The sequence below is a fragment of the Streptomyces sp. NPDC056347 genome (assembly GCF_042262625.1).
Taxonomy (GTDB): Bacteria; Actinomycetota; Actinomycetes; order Streptomycetales; family Streptomycetaceae; genus Streptomyces.
Genome location: NZ_JBHJQP010000085.1, coordinates 1 through 25,693 on the forward strand (window position 1 = coordinate 1; position 25,693 = coordinate 25,693).

The 25,693-nt window shown below is 73.3% G+C and carries 23 protein-coding genes; 20 read left to right on the top strand and 3 right to left on the bottom strand.

Translation table 11 applies throughout. The features are described 5' to 3' along the window. Positions 1–41: 41 nt before the first annotated feature. Both ACFCV8_RS20325 and ACFCV8_RS20330 read left to right on the top strand, forming a co-directional pair. Positions 42–803, top strand: a complete 762-nt coding sequence (locus ACFCV8_RS20325; protein ID WP_376686774.1) for a hypothetical protein — start codon at positions 42–44, stop codon at positions 801–803. Between the two features lie 184 nt (positions 804–987). After that, positions 988–2,073: a glycosyltransferase family 4 protein gene (locus ACFCV8_RS20330; protein ID WP_376686775.1), complete on the top strand. Its 1,086-nt coding sequence runs from the start codon at positions 988–990 to the stop codon at positions 2,071–2,073. A gap of 12 nt (positions 2,074–2,085) precedes the next feature. Here ACFCV8_RS20330 and ACFCV8_RS20335 read toward each other — a convergent pair whose 3' ends face one another. Beyond that, positions 2,086–3,711 carry a PucR family transcriptional regulator gene (locus ACFCV8_RS20335; RefSeq protein ID WP_376686776.1) on the bottom strand — a complete coding sequence of 542 codons (1,626 nt, stop codon included), beginning with the start codon at positions 3,709–3,711 and terminating at the stop codon, positions 2,086–2,088. 281 nt (positions 3,712–3,992) lie between these two features. Here ACFCV8_RS20335 and ACFCV8_RS20340 point away from each other — a divergent pair, with 281 nt between their 5' ends. Continuing rightward, positions 3,993–4,853, top strand: a complete 861-nt coding sequence (locus tag ACFCV8_RS20340) for a sulfurtransferase (RefSeq protein WP_376686797.1) — start codon at positions 3,993–3,995, stop codon at positions 4,851–4,853. A gap of 180 nt (positions 4,854–5,033) precedes the next feature. Here ACFCV8_RS20340 and ACFCV8_RS20345 read toward each other — a convergent pair whose 3' ends face one another. Next, positions 5,034–6,836 carry a glycoside hydrolase family 15 protein gene (locus ACFCV8_RS20345; protein ID WP_376686798.1) on the bottom strand — a complete coding sequence of 601 codons (1,803 nt, stop codon included), beginning with the start codon at positions 6,834–6,836 and terminating at the stop codon, positions 5,034–5,036. Positions 6,837–7,252: 416 nt separating this feature from the next. Here ACFCV8_RS20345 and ACFCV8_RS20350 point away from each other — a divergent pair, with 416 nt between their 5' ends. The 13 genes from ACFCV8_RS20350 (at position 7,253) to ACFCV8_RS20410 (ending at position 21,831) form a co-directional block, all read left to right on the top strand. Further along, positions 7,253–8,914, top strand: a complete 1,662-nt coding sequence (locus tag ACFCV8_RS20350) for a CTP synthase (RefSeq protein ID WP_376686777.1) — start codon at positions 7,253–7,255, stop codon at positions 8,912–8,914. 92 nt (positions 8,915–9,006) lie between these two features. After that, entirely contained in the window at positions 9,007–9,633 is a 627-nt protein-coding gene (locus tag ACFCV8_RS20355) for an NUDIX domain-containing protein (protein ID WP_376686778.1), read from the top strand. A 230-nt stretch (positions 9,634–9,863) separates the two neighbouring features. Next, positions 9,864–11,927 (top strand): tetratricopeptide repeat protein, encoded by a 2,064-nt coding sequence (locus ACFCV8_RS20360; protein WP_376686779.1) that lies wholly within the window; start codon positions 9,864–9,866, stop codon positions 11,925–11,927. Positions 11,928–12,071: 144 nt separating this feature from the next. After that, positions 12,072–13,187 (top strand): alanine dehydrogenase, encoded by a 1,116-nt coding sequence (gene ald / locus ACFCV8_RS20365; RefSeq protein ID WP_376686799.1) that lies wholly within the window; start codon positions 12,072–12,074, stop codon positions 13,185–13,187. Between the two features lie 369 nt (positions 13,188–13,556). Next, the gene (locus tag ACFCV8_RS20370; RefSeq protein ID WP_376686800.1) at positions 13,557–14,672 is read left to right on the top strand and encodes a ParA family protein; all 1,116 of its coding nucleotides are present in this window, start codon (positions 13,557–13,559) and stop codon (positions 14,670–14,672) included. Beyond that, the gene (locus tag ACFCV8_RS20375) at positions 14,669–15,286 is read left to right on the top strand and encodes a hypothetical protein (protein WP_376686801.1); all 618 of its coding nucleotides are present in this window, start codon (positions 14,669–14,671) and stop codon (positions 15,284–15,286) included. The genes ACFCV8_RS20370 and ACFCV8_RS20375 overlap by 4 nt, the downstream gene beginning before the upstream one ends. A gap of 109 nt (positions 15,287–15,395) precedes the next feature. Next, positions 15,396–16,406 (top strand): segregation and condensation protein A, encoded by a 1,011-nt coding sequence (locus ACFCV8_RS20380; RefSeq protein ID WP_376686780.1) that lies wholly within the window; start codon positions 15,396–15,398, stop codon positions 16,404–16,406. After that, positions 16,403–17,050: an SMC-Scp complex subunit ScpB gene (scpB, locus tag ACFCV8_RS20385; protein WP_376686781.1), complete on the top strand. Its 648-nt coding sequence runs from the start codon at positions 16,403–16,405 to the stop codon at positions 17,048–17,050. Before ACFCV8_RS20380 ends, scpB begins: the two co-directional genes overlap by 4 nt. Next, positions 17,050–18,219, top strand: a complete 1,170-nt coding sequence (locus ACFCV8_RS20390; protein ID WP_376686782.1) for a pseudouridine synthase — start codon at positions 17,050–17,052, stop codon at positions 18,217–18,219. Before scpB ends, ACFCV8_RS20390 begins: the two co-directional genes overlap by 1 nt. Before the next feature lie 132 nt (positions 18,220–18,351). Next, positions 18,352–19,005, top strand: a complete 654-nt coding sequence (gene pnuC, locus ACFCV8_RS20395; RefSeq protein WP_376686783.1) for a nicotinamide riboside transporter PnuC — start codon at positions 18,352–18,354, stop codon at positions 19,003–19,005. Next, positions 19,002–20,081, top strand: coding sequence for an AAA family ATPase (locus ACFCV8_RS20400; protein WP_376686784.1), 1,080 nt, complete (start codon positions 19,002–19,004; stop codon positions 20,079–20,081). The genes pnuC and ACFCV8_RS20400 overlap by 4 nt, the downstream gene beginning before the upstream one ends. Beyond that, positions 20,078–20,812 carry an NUDIX domain-containing protein gene (locus ACFCV8_RS20405; protein WP_376686785.1) on the top strand — a complete coding sequence of 245 codons (735 nt, stop codon included), beginning with the start codon at positions 20,078–20,080 and terminating at the stop codon, positions 20,810–20,812. The genes ACFCV8_RS20400 and ACFCV8_RS20405 overlap by 4 nt, the downstream gene beginning before the upstream one ends. A 14-nt stretch (positions 20,813–20,826) precedes the next feature. Beyond that, entirely contained in the window at positions 20,827–21,831 is a 1,005-nt protein-coding gene (locus tag ACFCV8_RS20410) for an ADP-ribosylglycohydrolase family protein (RefSeq protein WP_376686802.1), read from the top strand. A 43-nt stretch (positions 21,832–21,874) separates the two neighbouring features. On the opposite strand, the gene ACFCV8_RS20415 is transcribed toward ACFCV8_RS20410, so the two are convergent. Next, positions 21,875–22,579: a DNA polymerase beta superfamily protein gene (locus tag ACFCV8_RS20415; protein ID WP_376686786.1), complete on the bottom strand. Its 705-nt coding sequence runs from the start codon at positions 22,577–22,579 to the stop codon at positions 21,875–21,877. Between the two features lie 125 nt (positions 22,580–22,704). On the opposite strand from ACFCV8_RS20415, the gene aroH reads away from it, so the two are divergent. From aroH to ACFCV8_RS20435, 4 genes are all read left to right on the top strand, one after another. Further along, on the top strand, positions 22,705–23,067 hold the full coding sequence (gene aroH / locus ACFCV8_RS20420) for a chorismate mutase (RefSeq protein WP_376686787.1): 363 nt from the start codon (positions 22,705–22,707) through the stop codon (positions 23,065–23,067). Further along, a complete protein-coding gene (locus tag ACFCV8_RS20425; RefSeq protein ID WP_376686788.1) occupies positions 23,064–24,149 on the top strand; it encodes a prephenate dehydrogenase in 1,086 nt (361 codons plus the stop codon). The genes aroH and ACFCV8_RS20425 overlap by 4 nt, the downstream gene beginning before the upstream one ends. Before the next feature lie 121 nt (positions 24,150–24,270). Beyond that, entirely contained in the window at positions 24,271–24,972 is a 702-nt protein-coding gene (cmk, locus tag ACFCV8_RS20430; RefSeq protein ID WP_376686789.1) for a (d)CMP kinase, read from the top strand. Positions 24,973–25,046: 74 nt separating this feature from the next. Beyond that, a complete protein-coding gene (locus tag ACFCV8_RS20435; RefSeq protein WP_376686803.1) occupies positions 25,047–25,634 on the top strand; it encodes a lysophospholipid acyltransferase family protein in 588 nt (195 codons plus the stop codon). Positions 25,635–25,693 lie beyond the last annotated feature (59 nt).

The window sequence follows — 25,693 nt, forward strand, 5'->3', positions numbered from 1 at the left end:
GCCGGGCGGTCCCGGCGGGCCGTACTCGTAGGCTGACGCGCATGGGAGCAGCGTTCAGCGGGACCTTGGCGGCCGGGGCCGTCGCGGCGGCGGTGGCGGGCGGGGCGTACCGGGTGCTGCGGGCCCGGCCGCGCCCGTTCGGACGGCGCGTCAACCACGCGGGCCGCGCCGTCGATCTCTGCGCGGGCCCGGCCGCCGTGCTCGGGACCGCGGCCGGCGCGGCGGTCCTTCCGCTGCCGGCCCGCACCCGGTGCGCCGCCGTCCTCGCCGTGCTGGCGGCCGGGGCCTGCGGTGCCCACGACGACCTCGCCGGCGCGGACGATCCGCGCAGCGGTTTCCGCGCCCATCTCGGCGCGCTGCGGGACGGCGAGGTGACCAGCGGTGCGGTGAAGCTCCTCGGGATCGGCGCCGCCGGGCTGGCGGCCGCTGCCCTGCTGAAGGAGCATCCCGTGGACCGGGTGCTCGGCGCGGTGGTGATCGCCGGGACCGCGCATCTGGTCAATCTGACGGACGTACGGCCCGCGGCGGCCGCCGTCACCGTGTTCGCGCTCGGCGCTCCGGGCCTGCCCGGCGGGCTCGCCGCCGCACCGGTCGGCGCCGCGGCCGTGCTCCTCGCCGACGACCTGGGGGAGCGGACGATGCTGGGGGACACCGGCGCACATGCCCTGGGAGCCGGGATCGGGGCCGCGATCGTGGCGGGCCGGGGCCGGGCCGGTCTCTTCGCGCATGCCGCCGGTCTGGTCGCGGCGGCGGTGTACGGGGACGGGATCGGCCGGGTGGTCCGGGCGGCGGCGGACCGCTGACGGCGCCGGGCGGGCAACGGCGCGCCGTCTTCTCACCCGTGCGGGTGGTAGGCGGTGTCCGGAAGTCGCGGTCCGGGCCGTGCCGACCGTCCGATTGTGCCGGAACGCGCGTACGGGCTGGCATCCTTGGCGATGCCAACAGGTGCCATCACCGCCGACTCGGGAGCCCCGGGAGCCAATCAACGTGTCACAGCTGCGTACGGTCCAAGTCCTGGGCGGCGGCAGCGCGGGCAGCAGCGCCCACGTCGGTTCGCTGACCGCCGGGCTCGTCGCGAGAGGTGTGCACGTCACCGTCTGTGCCCCGGCCGAACTGGACCGCGCCTACGACTACTCCGGCGCGGGCGCCCTGTTCGCCCCCGTGCCCCGGCGCAGCGACCCCGTCTCCGTCGCCGCCCTGCGCAACGCCTGCACGACCGCGGACCTCGTCCACGCGCACGGCCCGCACGCCGCGGTGCGCGCCGCTCTCGCGCTCGGCGGGCGGAGCGTTCCGCTGGTCGTCACCTGGCACGCCCGCGCCCATGTCGACGGGGCCCGCCGCCGGCTGGTTCGGATGATGGAGCGAAGGGCCGCCCGGGCGGCGGCGGTCGTGCTCGGCACCACGTCGGACCTGGTCGACCGGGCGCGCCGCAGAGGGGCGCGCGACGCCCGGCTCGCGCCGGTCTCCGCTCCCGCGCCCCGACTGCCGGACGGGGTCCGGGCGGACAAGGCGCGGGCCGAACTCGGCGCGGTGGGGCGGCCGTTGGTCGTCGCCTGCGGAAGCCTCGTACCGCATCACGGCTACGGCACGCTGCTCGACGCCGCACGGATGTGGCGCGACCTCGACCCCGAGCCGCTCCTGGTCATCGTGGGCGAGGGGCGCGAGCGGCCCGCCCTGCAACGCCGGATCAGCGGCGAGGAACTGCCCGTCCGGCTCGTCGGCGGCCGGGAGGACCGCGCCGAACTGCTCGCCGCGGCGGATCTGGCCGTGCTGGCCAGCAGTTGGGAGGCGCGTTCGGTGCAGGCACAGGAGGCGCTGCGGCTCGGCGTCCCGTTGGTCGCCACCGCGGTCGGCGGTGTGCCCGACCTGGTGGGCGACGCGGCGGAACTCGTGCCGTACGGCAACGCGGAGGCGCTCGCCCGAACGGTGACCCGGCTGCTCGGTGATCCGCTGCGGCGCGCGGAGATGGCGGCCACCGGGCTCGCGCAGGCGGCCGGCTGGCCGACCGAGGACGACACGATCGCCCAAGTGCTCAGCGTGTACGACGAGTTGACCCAGCCGCTGGCGCGTTGAGGCCCCGGGGCACTACTCGGTGTGGCGGCGGGCCCGGAGCGCCAGGCTGAGGGCCAGCACCGCCTGCGGGTCGTCCAGATCGGTGCCGAGCAGTTCCCCGATCCTGGCCAGCCGGTTGTACAGGGTCTGACGGTTCAGGTGCAGCTCGCGCGCGGTCTCCGCCTTGCGGCCCGCGTGCGCCAGATACGTCTCCAGCGTCGGCAGCAGCGCCGGGCGCGAGGTCCGGTCGTGGTCCCGCAGCGGCCCGATCGCCCGGTCCACGAACGCGGCCAGATCCGGGTGGTCGCGCAGCCGCCACAGCAGCAGGTCGATGTCCAGGCGCCGGGCGTCGTACCAGGGCCGGTCACCGAGCCCGTGCGCGGCCGTCGCCGTCTCGGCGGCGTGCCGCAGGCTCGCACCGGCGGTCGCCCAGCCGCCCGCCACCCCCACCACCACGACCGGTGGCCGCGATCCGGCCCGCTCCAGACCGGCCCGCTCCACCCCGGCCCGCAGCGCCGTCGCGACCCGGTCCGCGACCGCCGTACGCTCCGACTCGGACCGCAGCGCCAGCAGCACCGGAACCCGGCCCTCCACCGGCCGCACCCCCAGCAGCACCGGCACCCCGACCGACGAGAGCTCCTCCAGCACCGCCCGGGCCAGCGACGCCCAGTTCCCGGACGCCGAGAGCTCGGGGGCCAGCCGCATCACGACCGGCAGCAGCGGCATCGCGCCGGGCTTGAAACCCAGCACCCGGGCCTGTGCGGGCGCGTCCTCCGGGGTGATCCGGCCCTCGGCGAGATCGGAGAGGAAGTCGCCCCGGCCCCGGGCGGCGAGCTCCTCCTCCTGGCGGGCCTGCATCAGGACGACGGCGAGGATGCCCGCTGCCCGCTCCGCCGCCATCCGGTGCACCGGCACCAGCGGACCGGACACCGCCAGCAGCACCAGCCTGGCCCGTACCGAACCGGTGCCGGGCCCGCCGCCCGGCACGTCCACCAGTACCGAACCGGTCGGCGGGGCCTCGCGGGCCGCCCGGCCACCGCGCATCCCGTCCCACACCTGGAGCGGATCGGCGCCGACCGGACCGGACCCGGGCCCCGCCGCGTACAGCAGCTGGCCGTCCGCCGTCTCCAGGAAGACCGGGTTGGCCGCGAAATCCGCCAGGATGCCGAGCACCTGCGGCACCCCGCCACCGCCGAGCAGCGCCTGGGTGCAGCGCCGGTGCACGTCCTCGGCCTGCCGCAGCAGGGCGTAGTGGCCGTTGACGATCTCGGTGTGGATCTCCTCCGTCACCGCCACGAACGGCACCTCGCGGTGCAGCTGCACCAGCGGCAGCCCCGCGGCCCGGGCCGCGTCCACGATCGAGGCGGGCAGCCGGCTGAAGCGCGGCCCGAGCTCCACCACCAGGGCCGCGATCTGGCGGTCGGCGAGCCTGCGGACGAAGGCGCGCTGCTCGGCCGGCCGGGTGCCGAGCCCGAGGCCCGTGGTGAGCAGCAGCTCACCGCCCTTCAGCAGCGAGGCGATGTTCGGGACCTCGCCCGCGTGCACCCAGCGCACCGTGCGGTTCAGCCGGTCCGCGCCCGCCACCACCTCCGGGAGCCCACCGCGCAGCCCCGGCAGCTCCAGCGCCCGCTGCACGGTGATTCCGCCTTGGGTCTCCACTTGCTCAGGCCTCGTACTTCCACTTGATCCGATGGGCTTCCACCCCGGCTTCCGCCCGGGATTTCACCCTGATTTTCGTCCTGGTTCAGGACGGTACCGGCACTCGGCGCCCGAAGCGTCGCCGGGGGAGCCGCCGGTGGGAGCCGGTATCCGGCCGGCACCGGTCCCGTGCCGGCCGATATTGACACGGGGTGAGCGCCGCTGCGATCTTGTGGACGCCGTGCGGTCCGGGCTGGCGGCCCCGTATCCACAGAGACGACCTTGGAGCAGTTGTGGGCGAGATGTCCCAGGAACCGTCCGGCCCGCTGGTCGCGGTCGACTGGCTGGCGGCGCGCCTCGGCGCCCCGGACGGTCCGGTGGTCCTGGACGCCTCGGTCGGGGAGCACCGGGGCGGTGAGCGGCGCATTCCCGGCGCACGGGTCTTCGACATCGACGGGGCGCTCTCCGACCCCGCCGCGCCGCTGCCCCACACGATGCCCGACGCCGACCGGTTCACCGCGGAGCTGCGCGCCCTCGGGGTGGACGACGGCGACACCGTCGTCGTGTACGACGGCGCGGGCATCTACTCCAGCGCCCGGGCCTGGTGGATGCTGCGTGCGATGGGCTTCGACCGGGTCGCGGTGCTCGACGGCGGCCTGCCCGCCTGGACCGCGGCCGGGCTGCCACTGGAGAGCGCCCCTCCCGCGCCCCCGGCGGTTCCCGGCGACTTCACCGCACGACCGCGCGCCGGGATGTTCGTCACCGCCGACGAGGTGGCCCGCACCCTGACCGACCCCGCCGCGGTGGTCCTCGACGCCCGGTCCCCGGAGCGGTACGCCGGGACCGTCCCCGAACCCCGGCCGGGGCTGCGCGCCGGACACATGCCGGGGGCGGTCAGCCTGCCCTTCGTCTCACTCCAGCGCGACGGCCGGATGCGCCCGGCGGACGAGCTGCGCACCGCCCTGACGGCCCGCGTCCAGGAGCGCGAGCGGCTGGTCCTGAGCTGCGGTTCGGGGGTCACCGCCTGCGTACTGGCCCTGGCCGCGGAACTCGCCGGGTACCGGGGGCAGGCGGTGTACGACGGGTCGTGGAGCGAGTGGGGACTGCCCTCGGGGCTGCGGCCGGTGGAGACCGGGGCGGACGGGTTCACGCCCGCCCCGTGACCCGGCGGCCCGGGCCGGGCCGCCGGATCGTGGCCGGGTTCGCGGCGTCCGGCGCGACACCTCGCGGCGTCGCCCGAACGTCCCCCGTGGCTGCGCCGCGAAGACGCTCCGGCGCCCTGCGGCGCACCGCACCGGGCGCCGCTCCCCGTCCGCCCCGACCCGCCGGATCGGGCCCGGACCTCAGCCGACGTACGCCCCGCTCGCGGTCAGCCGCAGCGCGGTGTCGATCAGCGGCACATGGCTGAACGCCTGCGGGAAGTTGCCCACCTGGCGCTGGAGCCGGGAGTCCCACTCCTCCGCGAGCAGGCCCAGGTCGTTACGGAGCGACAGCAGCCGCTCGAAGAGCTGGCGGGCCTCGTCGACCCGGCCGATCATCGCGAGGTCGTCCGCCAGCCAGAACGAGCAGGCCAGGAACGCGCCCTCGTCGCCCTCCAGGCCGTCCACGCCCGCGTCCTCGCCGGACGTGGGGTAGCGCAGCACGAAGCCGTCCTCGGTGGACAGCTCCCGCTGGATCGCCTCGATCGTGCCGATCACCCGCTTGTCGTCCGGCGGGAGGAAACCCATCTGCGGGATCAGCAGCAGCGAGGCGTCCAGCTCGCGTGAGCCGTAGGACTGGGTGAAGGTGTTGCGCTCCGGGTCGTAGCCCCGCTCGCAGACGTCGCGGTGGATCTCGTCGCGCAGCTCGCGCAGCCGCTCCACCGGGCCCTCCGCGTCCCCGGAGTCGATGAGCTTGATGGTGCGGTCGACGGCGACCCAGGCCATCACCTTCGAGTGCACGAAGTGGCGGCGCGGCCCGCGGACCTCCCAGATGCCCTCGTCCGGCTCGTCCCAGTGCTTCTCCAGGTACTCGATCAGCTTGAGCTGGAGGCCCGTGGCGTAGTCGTTGCGGGTCAGGCCGGTCATGTGGGCCAGGTGCAGCGCCTCGGTGACCTCGCCGTACACATCCAGCTGGAGCTGGCCCGCCGCGCCGTTGCCGACCCGGACCGGGGCGGAGTTCTCGTAACCGGGCAGCCAGTCCAGCTCGGCCTCGCCCAGCTCGCGCTCGCCCGCGATGCCGTACATGATCTGGAGGTTCTCCGGGTCACCGGCGACCGCCCGCAGCAGCCACTCGCGCCAGGCGCGGGCCTCCTCGCGGTAGCCCGTGCGCAGCAGCGAGGAGAGGGTGATCGCGGCGTCGCGCAGCCAGGTGTAGCGGTAGTCCCAGTTCCGGGAGCCGCCGATGTCCTCCGGCAGGGAGGTGGTGGGTGCGGCGACGATGCCGCCGGTCGGCGCGTACGTCAGGGCCTTGAGGGTGATCAGGGAGCGGACCACGGCCTCCCGGTAGGGCCCGTGGTACGTGCACTGCTCGACCCACTCGCGCCAGAACTCGGCGGTCGCGTCCAGCGAGCCGTCCGGATCCGGCAGGCCCGGCGGCCCGTGGTGGGAGGGCTGCCAGCTGATCGTGAACGCGACCCGGTCGCCCGGCGCCACCGTGAAGTCGGAGTACGTCGTGAGGTTCTCGCCGTACGTGTCGGCGGTGGTGTCCAGCCAGACCGAGTCCGGGCCCGCGACGGCGACCGTGCGCCCGTCGACCTTGTGCACCCACGGGGTGACCCGGCCGTAGCTGAACCGCATCCGCAGCTCCGAGCGCATCGGCACCCGGCCGCTGACGCCTTCCACGATCCGGATGACCTGCGGGGCCCCGTCGCGCGGCGGCATGAAATCGGTCACTCTGACCGTGCCCCGCGGGGTGTCCCACTCCGATTCCAGGATCAGGGAGTCCCCGCGGTAGCGGCGGCGGTCCGCGGCCTGCGGCGCCGTCCCCTCTGCGGGTGCCGGGCCGAGGCGCCAGAAGCCGTGCTCCTCGGTCCCGAGCAGTCCCGCGAAGACGGCGTGCGAATCGAAGCGGGGAAGGCACAGCCAGTCCACTGTGCCGTCCCGGCAGACCAGCGCGGCGGTCTGCATGTCTCCGATGAGTGCGTAATCCTCGATGCGCCCGGCCACGTGCATCTCCAGTCGAACGGCCATGGAGCCCCGTAGGGCATTACTGCGGGAAAAGAGGTCGTCGCAAGGGGTTGTTACGGGGAAACCGGCAAAGAAACCTGCGACGCGTCGCTCGCCCGGGGCGAGTGGTCCGAGCAGGATACGACGCACTCCAGTGATCCGCGCGACGGTCTTGACAACCGGACAGCTCCGAACGGGTGTGTGTACGGACACCCGTGATGATCATGTGAGACGGCGGTACGGACGCCGCCGGAAGCGATGCCCACTCGTCGCTGTTACCCTGGTAGCCCGTGGACCGGTGGTCGTCCGCAACCGCAGACGAGGCCCCCGAACCGCAGCGACGGCACCTCCGGAGTCTCCGGACGGCACAGCCGGTACGCACCTCACGATCGCGACCACGGGAGCCCCCTTTGGCTATGCAGCCCACATCCACGACGACCAAGCACATCTTCGTCACCGGGGGTGTCGCCTCATCCCTCGGCAAGGGTCTGACTGCCTCCAGCCTCGGTGCCCTGCTCAAGGCGCGTGGCCTCCGGGTCACCATGCAGAAGCTCGACCCCTACCTCAACGTCGACCCGGGCACGATGAACCCGTTCCAGCACGGTGAGGTGTTCGTCACCAACGACGGCGCCGAGACCGACCTGGACATCGGCCACTACGAGCGCTTCCTCGACGTCGACCTCGACGGCTCGGCCAACGTCACCACCGGCCAGGTCTACTCCCAGGTGATCGCCAAGGAGCGGCGCGGCGAGTACCTCGGCGACACCGTGCAGGTCATCCCGCACATCACCAACGAGATCAAGCACCGCATCCGCCGCATGGCCACCGACGACGTCGACGTCGTGATCACCGAGGTCGGCGGCACGGTCGGGGACATCGAGTCGCTGCCGTTCCTGGAGACCGTCCGCCAGGTCCGCCACGAGGTCGGCCGGGACAACGTCTTCGTCGTCCACATCTCGCTGCTGCCCTACATCGGCCCGTCCGGCGAGCTCAAGACCAAGCCGACCCAGCACTCCGTCGCCGCGCTGCGCAACATCGGCATCCAGCCCGACGCCATCGTGCTGCGCGCCGACCGCGACGTACCGACCGCCATCAAGCGCAAGATCTCGCTGATGTGCGACGTCGACGAGGCCGCCGTGGTGGCCTGCGTGGACGCCAAGTCGATCTACGACATCCCGAAGGTGCTGCACACCGAGGGCCTGGACGCCTATGTCGTGCGCAAGCTCGACCTGCCGTTCCGCGACGTGGACTGGACGACCTGGGACGACCTGCTGGACCGGGTCCACAACCCCGACCACGAGGTGACCGTCGCGCTCGTCGGCAAGTACATCGACCTGCCGGACGCCTACCTCTCGGTCACCGAGGCCATCCGGGCCGGCGGCTTCGCGAACCGGGCGCGGGTCAAGGTCAAGTGGGTCGCCTCGGACGACTGCAAGACCGCGGCGGGCGCCGCGAAGCAGCTCGGCGACGTCGACGCGATCTGCGTCCCCGGCGGCTTCGGCGACCGCGGTGTCGACGGCAAGATCGGCGCCATCCGCTACGCCCGTGAGAACAAGCTGCCGCTGCTCGGCCTCTGCCTGGGCCTGCAGTGCGTGGTCATCGAGGCCGCGCGCAACCTCGCGGAGATCCCGGACGCCAACTCCACCGAGTTCGACGCCGCCACCGCGCACCCCGTCATCTCGACGATGGAGGAGCAGCTGGCGTACGTCGAGGGCGCGGGCGACCTCGGCGGCACGATGCGGCTCGGCCTGTACCCGGCGAAGCTCGCCGAGGGCTCGCTGGTCCGCGAGGCCTACGACGGCCAGCCGTACGTGGAGGAGCGCCACCGCCACCGCTACGAGGTGAACAACGCGTACCGGGCCGAGCTGGAGAAGAAGGCCGGTCTGGTCTTCTCCGGCACCTCCCCGGACAACAAGCTCGTCGAGTACGTCGAGTACCCGCGCGAGATCCACCCCTACCTGGTCGCCACCCAGGCGCACCCGGAGCTCCGGTCCCGCCCGACCCGCCCGCACCCGCTCTTCGCGGGCCTGGTCAAGGCGGCCGTCGCGCGCAAGACCGGTGCGGCCCCGGGCAAGTAGTCCGAGGCAGTACAGGCATTAACGTTGACCGGGGTACGGATCCGCGAAGGACGCCGTACCCCGGTTTCCGTGGTTTTCGTGGGAGGACGCAGATGGGTTTCCAGGACACGCCCGAGGAGTGGCAGGTCACCAAGACCGAGACGCCCTTCACCGGCAACAAGACCAGCGTCCGCACCGACGAAGTGGTGATGCCGGACGGCACCGTCGTACGCCGTGACTACCAGGTCCACCCCGGTTCGGTCGCCGTGCTCGCGCTCGACGCGGACGGCAGGGTCGTCGTGCTGCGCCAGTACCGCCACCCGGTGCGCCACAAGCTCTGGGAGATCCCGGCCGGACTGCTCGACGTCCCCGGCGAGAACCCGCTGCACGCCGCCCAGCGCGAGCTGTACGAGGAGGCGTACGTCAAGGCCGAGGACTGGCGGGTGCTGACCGACGTCTACACCACGCCGGGCGGCTGCGACGAAGCCGTACGGATCTTCCTGGCCCGCAACCTCTCCGAGGCGGACGGGGAGCGCTTCGAGGTCTCCGAGGAGGAGGCCGACATGGAGCTGGCCAGGGTGCCGCTCCAGGAGCTGGTCCGGGGGGTGCTCGCGGGGGAGCTGCACAACAACTGCCTGGTGGTCGGCGTCCTCTCGCTGGCGGCGGTGCTCGCCGGTGACGGGATCGAGTCGCTGCGGCCGGCCGAGGCGCCCTGGCCCGCCCGCCCGTTCGCGGCCTGACGCGGCCCGCCGGAGCCGCGGGCGGCCGTGCGCGGCTCCGGCGGGGCCGCCCGTGCGGCTCCGCCGTTCGCGTGCGGTTCCCCGCACTCCCCGATCGGACAAGCCGCTGATCCGATCGGGGGATCCCTGCGGCACGCTCCGCCGTAAACGCCCGCACGCCTGAACTACGCTCGAAGCGCCCCGACCGGAGTCCCGGAGGGAGACGCGTGCAGCGAAGTGGAGCGTGGCCCGTGACGGATCAGGCGGTGGACACCAGCGGCCCGTTCGGGGCGGCCGGAACCGAGGAGCCGTCCGGCACCGCCCCACCCCGATTCCTCGGCCGCGACCGCGAGCTGAAGGCGCTGCGCGCCGACGTCGGGCACGCCGGTCTGGACACCCTGGCCGGCCGCAGTGCCGCCCGCGCCCGGGTCCTGCTGATCGCCGGACGGCCCGGTTCCGGCCGCACCGCACTCGCCGCCGAGCTGGCCCGCGGACTGCTCGCCGAGGGCAAGCACCCCGACGGACTGCTCCGCGCCCGCCTCACCGAGCCCGGCGGTACCCCGGTCCCCACCGAGCGCACCGCCCGCGAACTTCTGGAACAGCTCGGGGTGACCGGTCCGCCCGGCGCCGACGGGGACGAGCTCTCCGGGATGGTCCGCGACGAGCTCGCCGGACGCCGGGCCCTGCTGTTCCTGGACGACGCGGTGGACGCCGAACAGGTCGACCCGCTGTTGCCGGACAACCCGGACTGCCTGGTCGTCGCCACCTCCGGGGGCCCGCTGACCGGCATCCCGGGTGTCCGCCCCTGCACCATCGGCGGGCTGGAGGCGGGCCCGGCCGTGCGGCTGCTGGCCCGCACCATCGGCGAGGTCCGGATCACCGTCGACCCGCGGACCGCCGAGACCCTCGCGGAGGAGTGCGGCGGGCTGCCGGCCGCCCTGGTCCTGGTCGGCGGCTGGCTCGCCGCGCACCCCATGGCCTCGGTCGCCGACGCCGGCCGGCGGCTGCGCGAGCTGCCGGACGACGCCGAGCCACCCGTCGGGTCCCGCCCGCTGGCCCGCGCCTTCCGGCTGGCCCACGACGCGCTGCCGCCGGTGGCCGCCCGGATACTGCGGCTGCTCGCCCTCGCTCCCGCCGGGCTGGTCGACGCCCACATCGCGTCCGCGCTGGCCGGCTGCTCGGTATCGGCCGCCCAGCGGACCCTCGACGAATTCGTGGCGCTGGGGCTGCTGCACGGCGACGGGGCCGAGCGGCCGCAGTACGAAGTGCCCGGCTGCCTCGCACCGCTGCTGCGGGAACTGCTGGCGGCCAGGGACCGGCCCGCGGAGATCCAGCTGGCCCGGGCCCGGATGCTGGAGCGGACCGTGCGGCTGCTGCAGTCCTGCCGGGCGGTCACCGAGCCCGAGGGCTCCCCGGTCCGCCGCAGGCTCGCCGGGCTGCCCAGGTCGCTGCGCTTCTCCGGGCCGGAGGCCGCCGCCGCATGGCTGCGGGCCCGGCGGCCGGTCCTGCTGGCCGCGGCCCGGATCGCCGTCGAGGACGGCGAACTCGACACGCTGGCACGGCGGTTGGTGGCCGCGCTGGTGCGGGCGCTGGCCGTGCACGAGGGCACCGAGTCCGCCGCCCCCGAGCTGTACGGCCTGCACGGCCTGGTGCTGGCGGTCGCCGAGCGGCGCGGGCTGGCGCGCGAGCAGGCCGCCGCGCTGCTCAACCTCGCCGATCTCGACGCCAGGACCGGCCGCACCCGGGAGGCGCTGGCCCGGTACCGCGCCGCCCTGGACGCCGGACGGGAGGCGAAGGACCCGTACGCGACGGGCCGCGCGATGGAATCCGTAGGCGGCGCCTACGCAGAACTCGGGGACTTCCAGCGGGCCTCCGACTGGTACGGCCGGGCACTGGCGCAGCGGCTCACCCAGGGGGAGCGGGCCGAGGAGGCGCGGCTGTACGGGCGGCTCGGCGCCGTGCACACCTATGCCGGGCGGTACGGCGAGGCGCTGCGGAACTGGCGTGCCGCGGCGGCGGGCTACCGCAGGCTCGGGGACGTACCGGCCCAGGCGCGGGCGCTCAGTGAGGTGGCGCGGGTGCAGGAGTACGCGGGGCGGCCGCAGGAGTCCCTGCACACCTGCCAGGAGGCCGTCGAGTGGGCCAGGCGGGCCGGGGACGCACGGCTCCAGGCGGCGCTGGAGCTCCGGCTGGCGGACACGCTCGACCGGCTCGGCGACCCGGCGGCGGCCGGTCTGCACCGGGGTGTGGCGGACCGACTGCTGAATCAGAAGGGTGCGGCCTGCGAAATCCGTAGTGCTCCGACAGAAAAATAATGCTTTGTAAGGCTAGACAGTACGAAACCCTTCATTAGAATGGCTGTGCCGCGTGTGTTCGCGGTGTCTCCATTTACGTAGTGTCTATCCGGGTATGTATGGCTATGTCCCGGATAACCCTCTGAGTCAAGGACCGTGATCGACGTGAAGGTCGGCATCCCCCGCGAAGTCAAGAACAACGAGTTCCGCGTGGCGATCACGCCTGCCGGCGTGAACGAGCTCGTCCGCCACGGCCACCAGGTCGTCGTCGAGAAGGACGCCGGTCTCGGCTCCTCCATCACGAACGAGGAGTACACCGCCGCCGGTGCGGAGATCCTCTCCACCGCCGACGAGGTCTGGGCCGCCGCCGACCTGGTGCTCAAGGTCAAGGAGCCGATCGCCGAGGAGTACCACCGCCTCCGCAAGGACCAGACGCTCTTCACCTACCTGCACCTCGCCGCCTCCCGCGAGTGCACCGACGCCCTGCTCGCCTCGGGCACCACGGCCATCGCCTACGAGACGGTCGAGACCGCGAACCGCGCCCTCCCGCTGCTCGCCCCGATGTCCGAGGTCGCGGGCCGCCTGGCCCCGCAGGTCGGCGCCTACCACCTGATGCGCTCGGCCGGTGGCCGCGGCGTGCTGCCGGGCGGCGTCCCGGGCACGGCGGCCGGCAAGGCCGTCGTCATCGGCGGCGGCGTCTCCGGCTGGAACGCCACGCAGATCGCCGTGGGCCTCGGCTTCCACGTCACGCTGCTCGACAAGGACATCAACAAGCTCCGCGAGGCGGACAAGGTCTTCGGCACCAAGGTGCAGACCGTCGTCTCCAACGCCTTCGAGCTGGAGAAGGCCGTCATCGAGGCCGACCTGGTCGTCGGTGCCGTGCTCATCCCCGGCGCCAAGGCCCCGAAGCTGGTCACCAACGAGCTCGTCGCCAAGATGAAGCCCGGAAGTGTCCTTGTCGACATTGCGATCGACCAGGGCGGCTGCTTCGAGGACTCGCACCCGACGACGCACGCCGACCCGACCTTCAAGGTCCACAACTCGGTCTTCTACTGCGTCGCGAACATGCCGGGCGCGGTGCCGAACACCTCCACCTACGCGCTCACCAACGCCACGCTCCCGTACATCGTGGAGCTCGCCAACCGCGGCTGGGTCGAGGCGCTGCGCCGCGACGCCGCGCTCGCCAAGGGTCTCAACACCCATGACGGGCAGGTCGTTTACCGCGAGGTGGCCGAGGCGCACGGCCTGGACCACGTCGAGCTGAGCTCGCTCCTCGGCTGACGGGTCAACCTCGTTCGTCAACCTCGCGTGTCCGGCCGGACCTTGCCGAGCAAGGTCCGGCCGGAGGCATGTCCGGACCCGGTCCGGGTCGTGTACGACTCGTCTCGAACGTGAACCTTCGACCGATTCGTACACCCGGGAAACGTGCACCCCGGTGGTCGCATGCCCTTGACAGCGGGGTGTTCGATTGCCGACACATCGGGCCGGGTCCGGCGGATTGTGTTGCTGCGGAGCGGTGACACGCCATAGAGTCGCCAATCGTCGGCATGGTGCCACGCTGACCTATCGATAAGTTTCCTGGTCACATCCAAGGAGGTAAGACGACTTGTGAATGAGTCGACATTTACTCCCGGGGGTGTCCATCCAGGTCTGCCCGCACGGGGCCAGAGCCCGAACGGGCTGGAGGCTGTCGGCTCCGTCGCTGTCCGCACCTTCGCCACCCAACAGCACATGACGACAGCCCCCCAGATGATGGACGGCCTACACGTGAACGCCATGGCCGGCAACGAGAGTGGCCGGGACACCGCCCACTTCGCCGACTTCGACGAGCCCCAGGGGCACTTCTACGACCCCGACGCCGAGTACGAGCCCGATCCGGAGTACGCGGCCACCCTCGCGCCCGACGCCGCCCGGCAGCGCCGCGAGCGGATCGGCCCGACCGGCCGCCCCCTGCCCTACTTCCCGATCCCGGGCCCGCTGACCGATCACGGCCCCGCGAAGATCATCGCGATGTGCAACCAGAAGGGCGGCGTCGGCAAGACCACGTCGACCATCAACCTGGGTGCCGCGCTCGCGGAGTACGGGCGGCGCGTGCTGCTCGTCGACTTCGACCCGCAGGGAGCCCTGTCCGTCGGACTCGGCGTCAACCCGATGGAGCTCGACCTCACGGTCTACAACCTGCTCATGGAGCGGGGCATGTCGGCCGACGAGGTCCTGCTGAAGACCGCGGTCCCCAACATGGACCTGCTGCCCAGCAACATCGACCTCTCGGCCGCCGAGGTGCAGCTGGTGAGCGAGGTCGCCCGGGAGTCCACGCTCCAGCGCGCCCTGAAGCCGCTGCTGGCCGACTACGACTACATCGTGATCGACTGTCAGCCCTCGCTGGGCCTGCTCACGGTGAACGCCCTGACGGCCGCTCACAAGGTCATAGTGCCGCTCGAGTGCGAGTTCTTCGCCCTGCGCGGGGTGGCGCTGCTCACCGAGACCATCGAGAAGGTCCAGGAGCGGCTCAACCCCGATCTGGAGCTCGACGGCATCCTCGCCACGATGTACGACTCCCGTACGGTGCACAGCCGCGAGGTCCTCGCGCGCGTCGTCGAGGCGTTTGACGACCACGTCTACCACACGGTCATCGGGCGCACCGTGCGTTTCCCGGAGACCACCGTCGCCGGTGAGCCCATCACCACGTACGCCTCCAACTCGGTCGGTGCCGCCGCCTATCGCCAGCTCGCCAGGGAGGTGCTCGCCCGGTGTCACGCCGAGTGAGTCTGCCCGGGGCCGACGAACTGTTCCGTACCACCGGAGGGATGGGGCTCCAGGCCTCCTCGCCCGTGGAGCGGCGGCGCAAGGCGAACAGCGAGGCCCGGGTGCCCGCTCCGGCGGGGGAGGGCGATGCCGCGGCGGACGGCACCGGGACGGACCCGGACGGTGCCGCCGGCGGAACCCCGCGCGAGGAGCACTCCGCGGCCGGGGCCGACGCGGGGGAGTCGCGCAGCCGCGGCGGTGACGACGACCGGCTCGCGGCTGCCGGGCGCGACGCCCAGCGGCAGGCTCCCGCGGCCGCGCCGCCCGCCGCCGCCCAGGAGGCGGCCCCCGCCGTCCAGCCGCAGCGCAGGCGCGGCAGCGGAAACGGGAGCGGGAGCGGGCGCGGCTCGAACCGCCGTCCCAGCGGCCGCGAGCGGCACGACGAGAAGATCACGGTCTATGTCTCGGCCGAGGAACTGATGGACCTCGAGCACGCCCGCCTGGTGCTGCGCGGGGAGCACGGGCTGGCCGTCGACCGCGGGCGGATCGTCCGCGAGGCGGTCGCGGTGGTCCTCGCCGACCTGGAGTCGCGGGGCGACGCGAGCATCCTCGTGCGGCGGCTGCGCGGCCGCTGACGGGCACGGCGCCGGTAGCCTGCCCGGGGGCGGCCGCCGGACGAACGGCGCGACCCCTCCTGTACGGGCCACGGCCCGACGCCCGTATCCCGCTTGCCCCTGGACCCTCATGCCGACGACCGACGAGCCCGCCCGCACCCGCCGCCGCCCTCTGGGGCGCGGTCCGGGCGGCCCGGCGGCGCCGGAGCCGGCCGCCGCGGACACGCCCGGCGAACCGGATACGACGAACGGGCAGGGCGCGCCCGACGGACCGGACACCCCCGGGCCGGTGACGGAGCCGCCCGCGTCCGGCAGGAGCGGCGAGCACGGCGACGACGGGCGGTTCACCGTCCGGCTGGCGAACTTCGAGGGGCCGTTCGACCTGCTCCTCCAGCTCATCGCCCGGCACAAGCTGGATGTGACCGAGGTCGCACTGTCGAAGGTCACCGACGAGTTCATGGCGCACATCCGCGCGATGGGCCCCGACTGGGACCTGGGCCAGGCCACCGAGTTCCTGGTCGTCGCCGCCACCCTGCTCGACCTGAAGGCCGCCCGGCTGCTGCCCGCCGCCGAGGTGGAGGACGAGGCGGACCTGGCCCTGCTCGAGGCCCGGGACCTGCTCTTCGCCCGGCTGCTCCAGTACCGCGCGTACAAGCGGATCGCGGAGATCCTCGGCGAGCGGCTGGCCTCGGAGGAGCGGCGCTTCCCCCGTACCGTCGGGCTGGAGCCGCACCACGCCGAGCTGCTGCCCGAGGTCGTGATCGGCATCGGTCCCGAGCGGTTCGCCGAGCTGGCCGTGAAGGCGATGCAGCCGAAGGCCCCGCCCCGGGTGTACGTCGACCACATCCACGCGCCGCTGGTCAGCGTGCGGGAACAGGCCGGGATCGTGGTGGCGCGGCTGCGCGAGGCGGGCGAGGCCAGTTTCCGTACGCTCACCGAGGACGCCCCGGACACCCTCACCGTCGTCGCCCGGTTCCTGGCGCTGCTGGAGCTGTACCGGGAGAAGGCCGTCGCGCTCGACCAGGCCGAGGCGCTCGGGGAGCTGCTGGTGCGCTGGGCCGGGGGAGAGGGGGCCGGGCCGGTGGTCACGGACGAGTTCGACAGCGAGGCGCGCGGCACGGAGGAGGACGGGAAGACATGAACCGGCAGGAGACGGACGGCCCCGCCGTCGCGGACCTCGACCTCAAGCCCGCGCTGGAGGCCGTCCTCATGGTCGTCGACGAGCCGGCCACCGAGGAGCACCTCGCCAAGGTGCTGGAGCGGCCCCGCCGGGCCGTCACCGACGCGCTGCGCGAGCTGGCCGACGAGTACACCGTGCAGCGCCGGGGCTTCGAGCTGCGGCTGGTCGCGGGAGGCTGGCGCTTCTACACCCGGCCCGCGTACGCGGCGGCCGTCGAACGCTTCGTCCTGGACGGCCAGCAGGCCCGGCTGACCCAGGCGGCGCTGGAGACCCTCGCGGTGGTCGCCTACCGCCAGCCGGTCAGCCGTTCCCGGGTCTCCGCGGTCCGCGGAGTGAACTGCGACGGGGTCATGCGGACCCTGCTCCAGCGGGGTCTGGTGCAGGAGGCGGGCACGGAACCCGAAACAGGTGCGATCCTGTACAGGACGACGAACTACTTTCTGGAGCGGATGGGCCTGCGTGGCCTGGATGAGCTCCCGGAGCTCGCGCCCTTCCTCCCCGAGGCGGACGCGATCGAGGCTGAGACGCTAGAGGGTGTGCCGTCGTTCGATCCGGACGCCCCGGACACCCCGGATACCCACGCAGACGACAAGACGGAATTTTGATGCGAAGCAGTGGCAGGAACAGCGGAAGCGGCAGCAGCGGCGGCGGCCGGAGCGGCGGCCGGAGCGGCGGCAGCAGCGGCGGCCGGAGTGGCGGCAGCGGCGGCGGCAGCGGCCGGAACCCCCGCGGCGCGGGCGCCGGACGCGACGGCAGGCAGGAGCAGCGCCCCCGCCGCCCCCGGCCCGAGGAGCGCCGCTACGACGTGGGCTCCGGCGAGCAGGGCGGCGACGGCCCCCGCAAGGGCCGCGGCTCCGCGGCCCGGGGCGGCGCCAAGGGCGGCCCGCGGACCCCGCAGTCGGGCGGCGTCCGCGGCGGTGGCGGCGGCCAGCGGCGCCAGGGCGCCCCGTCCCGTCCGCGCGAGCTCGACGCCAAGATCGAGCAGCGCAACCGGGACCGGTACGCGAACAAGCCCGAGATCAGCACGCCCAGGACGCACCCCGGCGCCGAGCAGGAGGGCGAGCGGCTGCAGAAGGTCCTCGCCCGGGCCGGCATGGGCTCGCGCCGCGCGTGCGAGGAGCTGATCGACCAGGCCCGCGTCGAGGTCAACGGCGAGATCGTGGTCGAGCAGGGCATGCGCGTCGACGTGCACAAGGACGAGATCAAGGTCGACGGCCTGACCGTCGCCGCCCAGTCCTACCTGTTCTTCGCGCTGAACAAGCCGGCCGGTGTCGTCTCCTCGATGGAGGACCCGGACGGCCGCCAGTGCCTGGGCGACTACGTCACCAACCGGGAGACGCGGCTCTTCCATGTCGGCCGGCTGGACACCGAGACCGAGGGCATCATCCTGCTCACCAACCACGGTGAGCTGGCCCACCGCCTGACCCACCCCAAGTACGGGGTGAAGAAGACCTACCTGGCCGCCATCCAGGGCCCGCTCCCGCGCGACCTGGGCAAGCGGCTCAAGGACGGCATCCAGCTGGAGGACGGGTACGCCCGCGCCGACCACTTCCGGGTCGTCGAGAACACCGGGAAGAACTACCTGGTCGAGGTCACCCTCCACGAGGGCCGCAAGCACATCGTCCGACGGATGCTCGCCGAGGCGGGCTTCCCGGTCGAGCGGCTCGTCCGCACCTCCTTCGGGCCGATTCCGCTGGGCGACCAGAAGTCCGGCTGGCTGCGCCGCCTCACCAACACCGAGGTGGGGATGCTGATGCGCGAGGTCGGTCTGTAGCCTCCGCGCCGACCGCGCCACGACCCGCGCCCGGTTCCTGTCTCCGAAATCCGGACAGGAACCGGCCGCGGGTCTTTTCTCGCGCCCCCTCACCCCTTTATAGTCAGTATGACTATTAAGAAGGAGGCGGGCGTGAGTCTCGCGGAGTACCTCGATCCCCTGCAGCAACCCCTGGTGACGGTGCTCGGCACCCCGGTCAGCTGGACCGAGGTGCTCGGCTTCGGCAGCGGGGCGCTCTGCGTGTGGCTCGTGGCGCGCCAGCACCTCGCCAACTGGCCGATCGGCATCGCCAACAACGTCTTCTTCATCCTGCTGTTCACACAGTCCGGCCTCTACGCCGACGCCGGCCTCCAGATCGTCTTCATCGCCCTCGCCGCGTACGGGTGGTGGACCTGGACCCACGGGGGTGGACCGGGCTCACCCGACCTGCCGGTGCGCCGCACCACGCGTACCGAATGGACCTGGCTGCTCGCGGCGGGGGCGGTGGGGGCCCTCGTCCTGACCGCCCTGCTGGCCCGCGCCACCGACTCGACCGTGCCCTTCTGGGACGCCCTGACGACCGCGCTGTCCCTGACCGCGACGTACGGGCAGTGCCGCAAGCTCGTGGAGTCCTGGTGGCTCTGGATCGCCGCCGACGTGGTGTACGTCCCGCTGTACGCGTACAAGGAGCTCTACCTGACCTCGCTGCTGTACTGCGGCTTCCTGACGCTCTGCCTGATCGGTCTGCGCAACTGGCGCCGCGACCTGGCCGGGGAGCGGCGCGAAACGGTGGGGGCGACGGCATGAAGCGCTTCGGACACGGGCTGGTCCTCGGCAAGTTCTACCCGCCGCACGCGGGCCACCACCACCTCGTACGCACCGCGCGCGACCGCTGCGACCGGCTGACCGTCCTGGTCTGCGCCGCCTCCGTCGAATCCGTGCCGCTCGCCGACCGGGTGTCCTGGATGCGCGAGGCGCACCCGGACGTGACGGTCGTCGGCGCCGTGGACGACATCCGGATGGACGTCCACGACCCGGCGATCTGGGACGCGCACATGGCCGTCTTCACCGCCGCCGTGCCCGAGCCGGTGGACGCCGTCTTCACCTCGGAGACGTACGGGGAGGAGCTGGGCCGCCGGTTCGGCGCCGAGTCCGTCTGCGTGGACCCCGGCCGCACCCTCTTCCCGGTCTCCGGCACCGCCGTCCGCGAGGACCCGGCCGGCTGCTGGGACTTCCTGGAGCCGCCCGTACGGGCCGCCCTCGCCCGCCGGGTCGTCGTGCTCGGCGCCGAGTCCACCGGCACCACGACCCTGGCCGGCGACCTCGCCCGGCACTACCGCGCCCGCGGCGGGATCTGGGCACGGACCGCCTGCGTCGACGAGTACGGGCGGGAGTTCAGCGAACGGAAACTGGCCGCGCTGCGCGCCCGTCACCCCGGCGCCCAGTGGGAGGACGTCGTCTTCACCACCGACGACTTCCCGCTGATCGCCGAGGTCCAGAACGCCCGGGAGGAGGCGGCGGCCCGGACCGGCTCCCCGGTCCTCTTCTGCGATACCGATTCCTTCGCCACCACCGTCTGGCACGAGCGGTACGTCGGCGGGCGCAACCCGCTCGTCGAGCGGACCGCCGACCGCGTCCGCCACCACCTGTGGCTGCTCACCGACCACGAGGGCGTCCCCTTCGAGGACGACGGGCTGCGCGACGGCGAGGAGCTGCGGCCCTGGATGACCGACCGCTTCCGGGCCGAACTCACCCGTACCGGCAGGCGGTTCATCGACATCACCGGTACCCGTGGCGAACGTCTCGCCGCCGCCGTCGATGCCGTCGACGCGCTGCTCGCCGGCAGCTGGCGGTTCGCCCCGCCGCTGCCGGAGAACCGATGAACGCCCGCGCCCCCGAGGGCTACGACCCGCGCGCCTTCGAACCCTTCGCGGTCACCGTCGACCTCGCCGTCTTCACGGTCCGCGGCAGCCGGCTGCACGTCCTGCTCGTCGAACGCGGCGAGGAACCGTACAAGGGGTGCTGGGCGCTGCCCGGCGGCTTCGTCCTGCCCCGCGAGTCCGCCGAGTCCGCCGCCCGTCGCGAACTCGCCGAGGAGACCGGGCTGACCGAGAACGCCGTCAGCGCCTTCCACCTGGAACAGCTGCGCACCTACAGCGAACCGGACCGCGACCCCAGGATGCGGGTCGTCTCGGTCGCCTACGCCGCCCTCGTACCCGATCTGCCCGAGCCGCGCGGCGGCGGCGACGCGGCCAGCGCCCGGTGGTGGGACACCACCGCCCCCGGCCCGCTCGCCTTCGACCACGACCGCATCCTCGCCGACGCCCACGACCGGATCGGCGCCAGGCTCGAGTACAGCTGTCTGGCCACCGCCTTCTGCCCGCCCGAATTCACCCTGGGGGAGCTCCAGCAGGTGTACGAGACGGTCTGGGGCGTCGAGCTGGACCGACCGAACTTCCGGCGCAAGGTCCTCACCACGCCCGGCTTCGTCCAGGCCGTGGAAGGGGCCCCGCGCCGCACCGGCGGACGGGGAAAGCCGGCCGCGCTCTACCGGGCGGGTGTTGCCACCACGCTGCACCCGCCACTGCTGAGACCGGAAGGAAGAAGCACGTGATCGTGACCAGGACCATGACCAAACAGGCCGCCACCGGTGCGCTCACCGGGCTGGCGCTCGGCGACGCGCTGGGCTTCCCGACCGAGTTCAACAACGTGCCGTCGATCCTCGCCAAGTGCGGGCCGTGGCGCACCATGCGGCTGCCGAAGCCCGCCTACGTCACCGACGACACCCAGATGACGCTGGCCCTGGCCCGCGGCATCCGCACCGCCATGGACCGGGGCCTGCTCACCGGGCCGCGGCTGACCCGGCCGGTGCGCGAGGAGTTCGTCGACTGGTACCACTCGCCCGACAACAACCGCGCCCCCGGCCGCACCTGCATGACCGCCTGCCGGCTGCTCGACAGCGACCGGCTCTGGCAGGAGGCCAGCCAGACCGGTTCCAAGGGCTGCGGTGCCAACATGCGGGTCGCCCCGGTCGGACTCGTACCCGGCCTGAGCGACGAACAGCGTTCCGGGGCGGCCCAGTTGCAGGCCGCCCTCACCCACGGCCACCCGACCGCGCTCGCCGCCTCCGACCTGACCGCCCGCGCCGTGTACCTGCTGGCCCAGGGCGCCGAACCGGCCGGCCTGGTCGGACAGCTGCGTTCCTACGCGTACGAGAACAGCGACCGGTACCACTCGCGCTGGCTCGGCGACCTGTGGCGCTACGCGGGCGACTCCTCGCCCGAGCAGTACATCCAGCGGGGCTGGGAGGAGTGCCTGACCGCCCTCGCCCGCGTCCAGGACGCACTGCGCGACCCGTCCCCGGAGACCGACCCCTGCGAGCGGACCGGCGACGGCTGGATCGCCGAGGACGCCCTGGCCACCGCCCTGCACTGCTTCCTGCTCTTCCCCGAGGACCCCGTCACCGCCCTGCGCCGGGCCGCCTGCACCCGGGGCGACTCGGACTCGCTCGCCTGCCTGGCCGGCGCGTTCGCCGGAGCCCACCTGGGCGCGGGAGCCTGGCCCAAGGAATGGGCGGAACGGATCGAGTACCGCAGCGACCTGCTGGCGCTGGGGGCGCTCTGGGACGCCTGAGCCGCACGCCCGGACGCGGACCTGCGGGGGGTCCACGGACCGGTCAGTGACCGTCGGGCCAGGAGGCGGAGGCCCGGCGGGTGCGGATCAGGAAGTCCTCCACCCGGGCCCGGTCCGGCTCGGGCGGGAGCGGGGAGTGCTGTGCCGCCTCGTCGTTCTGCTCGGCGAGGCGGGTCATCCGGCGCTCCACCTCCGGCCACGGCACCTCGCCCCGTTTCACGGCCAGCAGCTCCTCGCGGGCCGCACCCACCTCGATCACGAGCTCGCCGGTGCGCAGCAGGTCCAGCCCGGAGGCCAGCAGGCGCAGCAGATGCATGGCGTGCTTCCAGCGCGGTGCCCCGTACTGCCGTACGTCCGCCTCCAGCTTTCCGCGCTGGCTCGCGGCGTACCGTACGAAGGACCGGTGGGCCCGCCGGGAGAGGAAGGCGCCGCGCAGGGCGAGGAGCTCGCGGCCCACGGCGTCGGCGTGTTCCACCAGCGGCGAGTGCAGGCACTCCAGCACATTGGGGTTGGCGCGCAGCGCCAGTTCGCAGAAGCGCTCCAGCTCCCAGGAGAACTGCTCCGGAGCCGGGCCGTCGACATGCGTCGGCGGCTTCTCGAACCGCCAGAACAGCGGGGTCGGCGCGAGGAACACCCCGCGCCGGTCGGTGTCGCTCTCCTCGGTGGCGAGCCCGAAGGCGCGTGAGCCCATCACACAGGAGTAGACCGTGTGGTCGCGGACGAGGGCCTCGGGGCCGGGAACGATCATGCCGGTGAGCGTACGGGAGCGAAAACGGCTTGCACCGGGGATTACGGACAGCCCTTAGGCTGACCGGTGAACGATCACGCGGCCGGGCAGCCCCCGCGCCGGTACGAACGACCGAGGAGCACCCCGTGGTGGTACGAGCGGTCCGCGGTGCCGTCCAGCTGGACCGGGACGAACCCGGGCACATGGCGGGGCGGGTCGGCGCCCTGCTCACCGCCGTCCTGGAGCGCAACCGGCTCGTCGCGGACGACCTGATCAGCATCTGGTTCACCGCCACCCCCGACCTGCACAGCGACTTCCCGGCCGCCGCGGCGCGCGGGCTCGGTATCGTCGACGTACCGCTGATCTGCGCCCAGGAGCTGGACATCACGGGGGCGATGCCCCGTGTGGTGCGGGTCCTCGCGCATGTCGAGACCTACCTTTCCAAGTCCGAGATCGCCCACGTGTACCTCGGCGCCACCGCCGCACTCCGCAAGGACATCGCCCAGTGAGAACCGCCGTCGTCATCGGAACGGGCCTCGTCGGCACTTCCGCAGCCCTCGCCCTCGCCGGGCGCGGCATCCAGGTCCACCTCCGCGACCACGACCCCCAGTCGGCCCGCACTGCGGCCGCCCTCGGCGCGGGCACGGACGAGCCGCCCGAGGACCGGGTGGACCTGGCGATCATCGCCGTGCCGCCCGCCCATGTGGCCCCGGTCCTCGCCGCCGCCGTCCGGGACGGCGTGGCCCGCGGCTACCTGGACGTCGCCAGCGTGAAGGGCGGCCCCCGCCGCGAGCTGGAGGCCCTCGGCCTCGACCTCACGCGGTACATCGGCACGCACCCCATGGCGGGCAAGGAGCGCTCGGGCCCGCTCGCCGCCAGCGCGGACCTGTTCGAGGGGCGGCCCTGGGTCCTCACGCCGACCCGGGACACCGACACCGAGGTCCTCAACCTGGCCCTGGAGCTGGTCGCGCTCTGCCGGGCGGTCCCGGTCGTGATGGACGCCGACGCGCACGACCGGGCCGTCGCCCTGGTCTCCCACACCCCGCAGCTGATCTCGTCGATGGTCGCCGCCCGCCTGGAGGAGGCCGACGAGACCGCCGTACGCCTCTGCGGCCAGGGCATCCGGGACGTCACCCGGATCGCCGCCTCGGACCCCCGGATGTGGGTGGAGATCCTCGCCGCCAACCCCGGCCCGGTCGCCGACGTGCTGGCCGGGGTCGCCGCCGACCTGGAGGAGACCGTACGGGCGCTGCGCGGCCTGGAGTCCGGCGACGACGACCGGCGCCGCGCGGGCACCGAGGGCATCGAGGACGTCCTGCGGCGCGGCAACGCGGGCCGGGTCAGGGTGCCCGGCAAGCACGGCACCGCGCCCACCGCGTACGAGATGGTCTCCGTGCTCATCAGCGACCGGCCGGGCGAGCTGGCCGGGATCTTCGCCGACGCCGGGCGGGCCGGGGTCAACGTCGAGGACGTGCGCATCGAGCACGCCACCGGGCAGCAGGCCGGTCTGGTGCAGCTGATGGTCGAGCCGAGCGCGGCCCCCGAGCTGAGCGCCGCGCTGCGCGAGCGCGGCTGGTCGATACGGCAGTAGCGGCGGGCACCGGGCGCCGGTTGTCCACAGGGGTGAACGGACCCGTCCCGGCACTCGGTAACCTTGTGCGGGGGCGGGTACACACGCGCCCCCGTCCAGCACGCCCCGTGTTATCAGGAAGGTGTCCACCACCGTGGAAACCCGTACGGCTCCGGCCGCAGTGATCGTAGCCATCGACGGGCCCTCCGGCACCGGCAAGTCGAGCACGTCCAAGGCCGTCGCCGCGCAGCTCGGCCTGAGCTACCTGGACACCGGCGCCCAGTACCGGGCGATCACCTGGTGGATGCTGAACAACGGCATCGACGTGCAGGACGCGACGGAGGTGGCGACCGCCGCCGCCAAGCCGGTCATCGTCTCCGGCACGGACCCGGCCGCCCCCACGATCACCGTCGACGGCGAGGACGCCTCGGGCCCGATCCGTACCCAGGAGGTCACCTCCAAGGTCAGCGCCGTCAGCGCGGTCCCCGAGGTGCGCACCCGGATCACCGAGCTCCAGCGCACCATCGCGGCCTCGGCCGGGCGGGGCATCGTGGTCGAGGGCCGGGACATCGGCACCACGGTCCTGCCCGACGCCGACCTGAAGATCTTCCTCACCGCCTCCCCGGAGGCCCGCGCCGCCCGGCGCAGCGCCGAGGTCAGGGGTTCGGACCTCGCCGCCACCAAGGAGGCGCTGATCAAGCGGGACGCGGCCGACTCCGGCCGCAAGACCTCCCCGCTGGCCAAGGCGGGCGACGCCGTGGAGGTGGACACCACCGAGCTGACCCTTCAGCAGGTCATCGAGTGCGTCGTCACCCTCGTCGAGGAGAAGCGGGCCTCGCGGTGACCGGAGCCACCAAGGGCTCGCCGCCGCCCTCGCCGCGCGGCGCGGTGGTCGGGCGCGGCATCGGCATCGGGCTGATGTACGGGCTGTGGAAGCCCCGTGTCCTCGGCGCGTGGCGGGTCCCCGCCTCCGGGCCCGTCATACTCGCGGTGAACCACGCGCACAACATCGACGGTCCGATGCTGATGGGCACCGCGCCCCGGCCCGTCCACTTCCTGATCAAGAAAGAGGCGTTCGTCGGCCCCCTGGACCCCTTCCTGCGCGGAATCGGCCAGCTGAAGGTGGACCGTACGACCGCCGACCGGACCGCCGTCACCCACGCCCTCGGGGTGCTGGAGGCCGGCGGCGTCCTCGGGATCTTCCCCGAGGGAACCAGGGGCGAGGGCGACTTCGCCTCCCTGCGGGCCGGGCTCGCGTACTTCGCGGTACGCAGCGGGGCGCCGATCGTGCCCGTGGCGGTCCTGGGAAGCACCGAGCGGCGCGGACGGCTGATATCGGCGCTGCCGCCGCTGCGCAGCCGGGTCGACGTCGTCTTCGGGGACGCCTTCGAGGCCGGTGACGGCAGCGGGCGGCGTACGCGCAAGGCGCTGGACGAGGCGACGGTACGGATCCAGGGGCGGCTGACCGCCCATCTGGACGAGGCCAGGCGCTTCACCGGGCGTTAAGTAAGACTTGAGTAGTGGGCCGTCTGTACGCGGCCCATCGATGATGCAAAGAGGAACGG

Coding starts and splice junctions, on each gene's coding strand:
- ACFCV8_RS20325 (WP_376686774.1), top strand. CDS start 42: ATGGGAGCAGCGTTCAGCGGGACCTTGGCGGCCGGGGCCGTCGCGGCG.
- ACFCV8_RS20340 (WP_376686797.1), top strand. CDS start 3,993: ATGTCCCAGGAACCGTCCGGCCCGCTGGTCGCGGTCGACTGGCTGGCG.
- ACFCV8_RS20350 (WP_376686777.1), top strand. CDS start 7,253: ATGCAGCCCACATCCACGACGACCAAGCACATCTTCGTCACCGGGGGT.
- ACFCV8_RS20355 (WP_376686778.1), top strand. CDS start 9,007: ATGGGTTTCCAGGACACGCCCGAGGAGTGGCAGGTCACCAAGACCGAG.
- ACFCV8_RS20380 (WP_376686780.1), top strand. CDS start 15,396: ATGCCGACGACCGACGAGCCCGCCCGCACCCGCCGCCGCCCTCTGGGG.
- scpB (WP_376686781.1), top strand. CDS start 16,403: ATGAACCGGCAGGAGACGGACGGCCCCGCCGTCGCGGACCTCGACCTC.
- ACFCV8_RS20390 (WP_376686782.1), top strand. CDS start 17,050: ATGCGAAGCAGTGGCAGGAACAGCGGAAGCGGCAGCAGCGGCGGCGGC.
- ACFCV8_RS20400 (WP_376686784.1), top strand. CDS start 19,002: ATGAAGCGCTTCGGACACGGGCTGGTCCTCGGCAAGTTCTACCCGCCG.
- ACFCV8_RS20405 (WP_376686785.1), top strand. CDS start 20,078: ATGAACGCCCGCGCCCCCGAGGGCTACGACCCGCGCGCCTTCGAACCC.
- ACFCV8_RS20410 (WP_376686802.1), top strand. CDS start 20,827: ATGACCAAACAGGCCGCCACCGGTGCGCTCACCGGGCTGGCGCTCGGC.
- ACFCV8_RS20415 (WP_376686786.1), bottom strand. CDS start 22,579: ATGATCGTTCCCGGCCCCGAGGCCCTCGTCCGCGACCACACGGTCTAC.
- ACFCV8_RS20435 (WP_376686803.1), top strand. CDS start 25,047: ATGTACGGGCTGTGGAAGCCCCGTGTCCTCGGCGCGTGGCGGGTCCCC.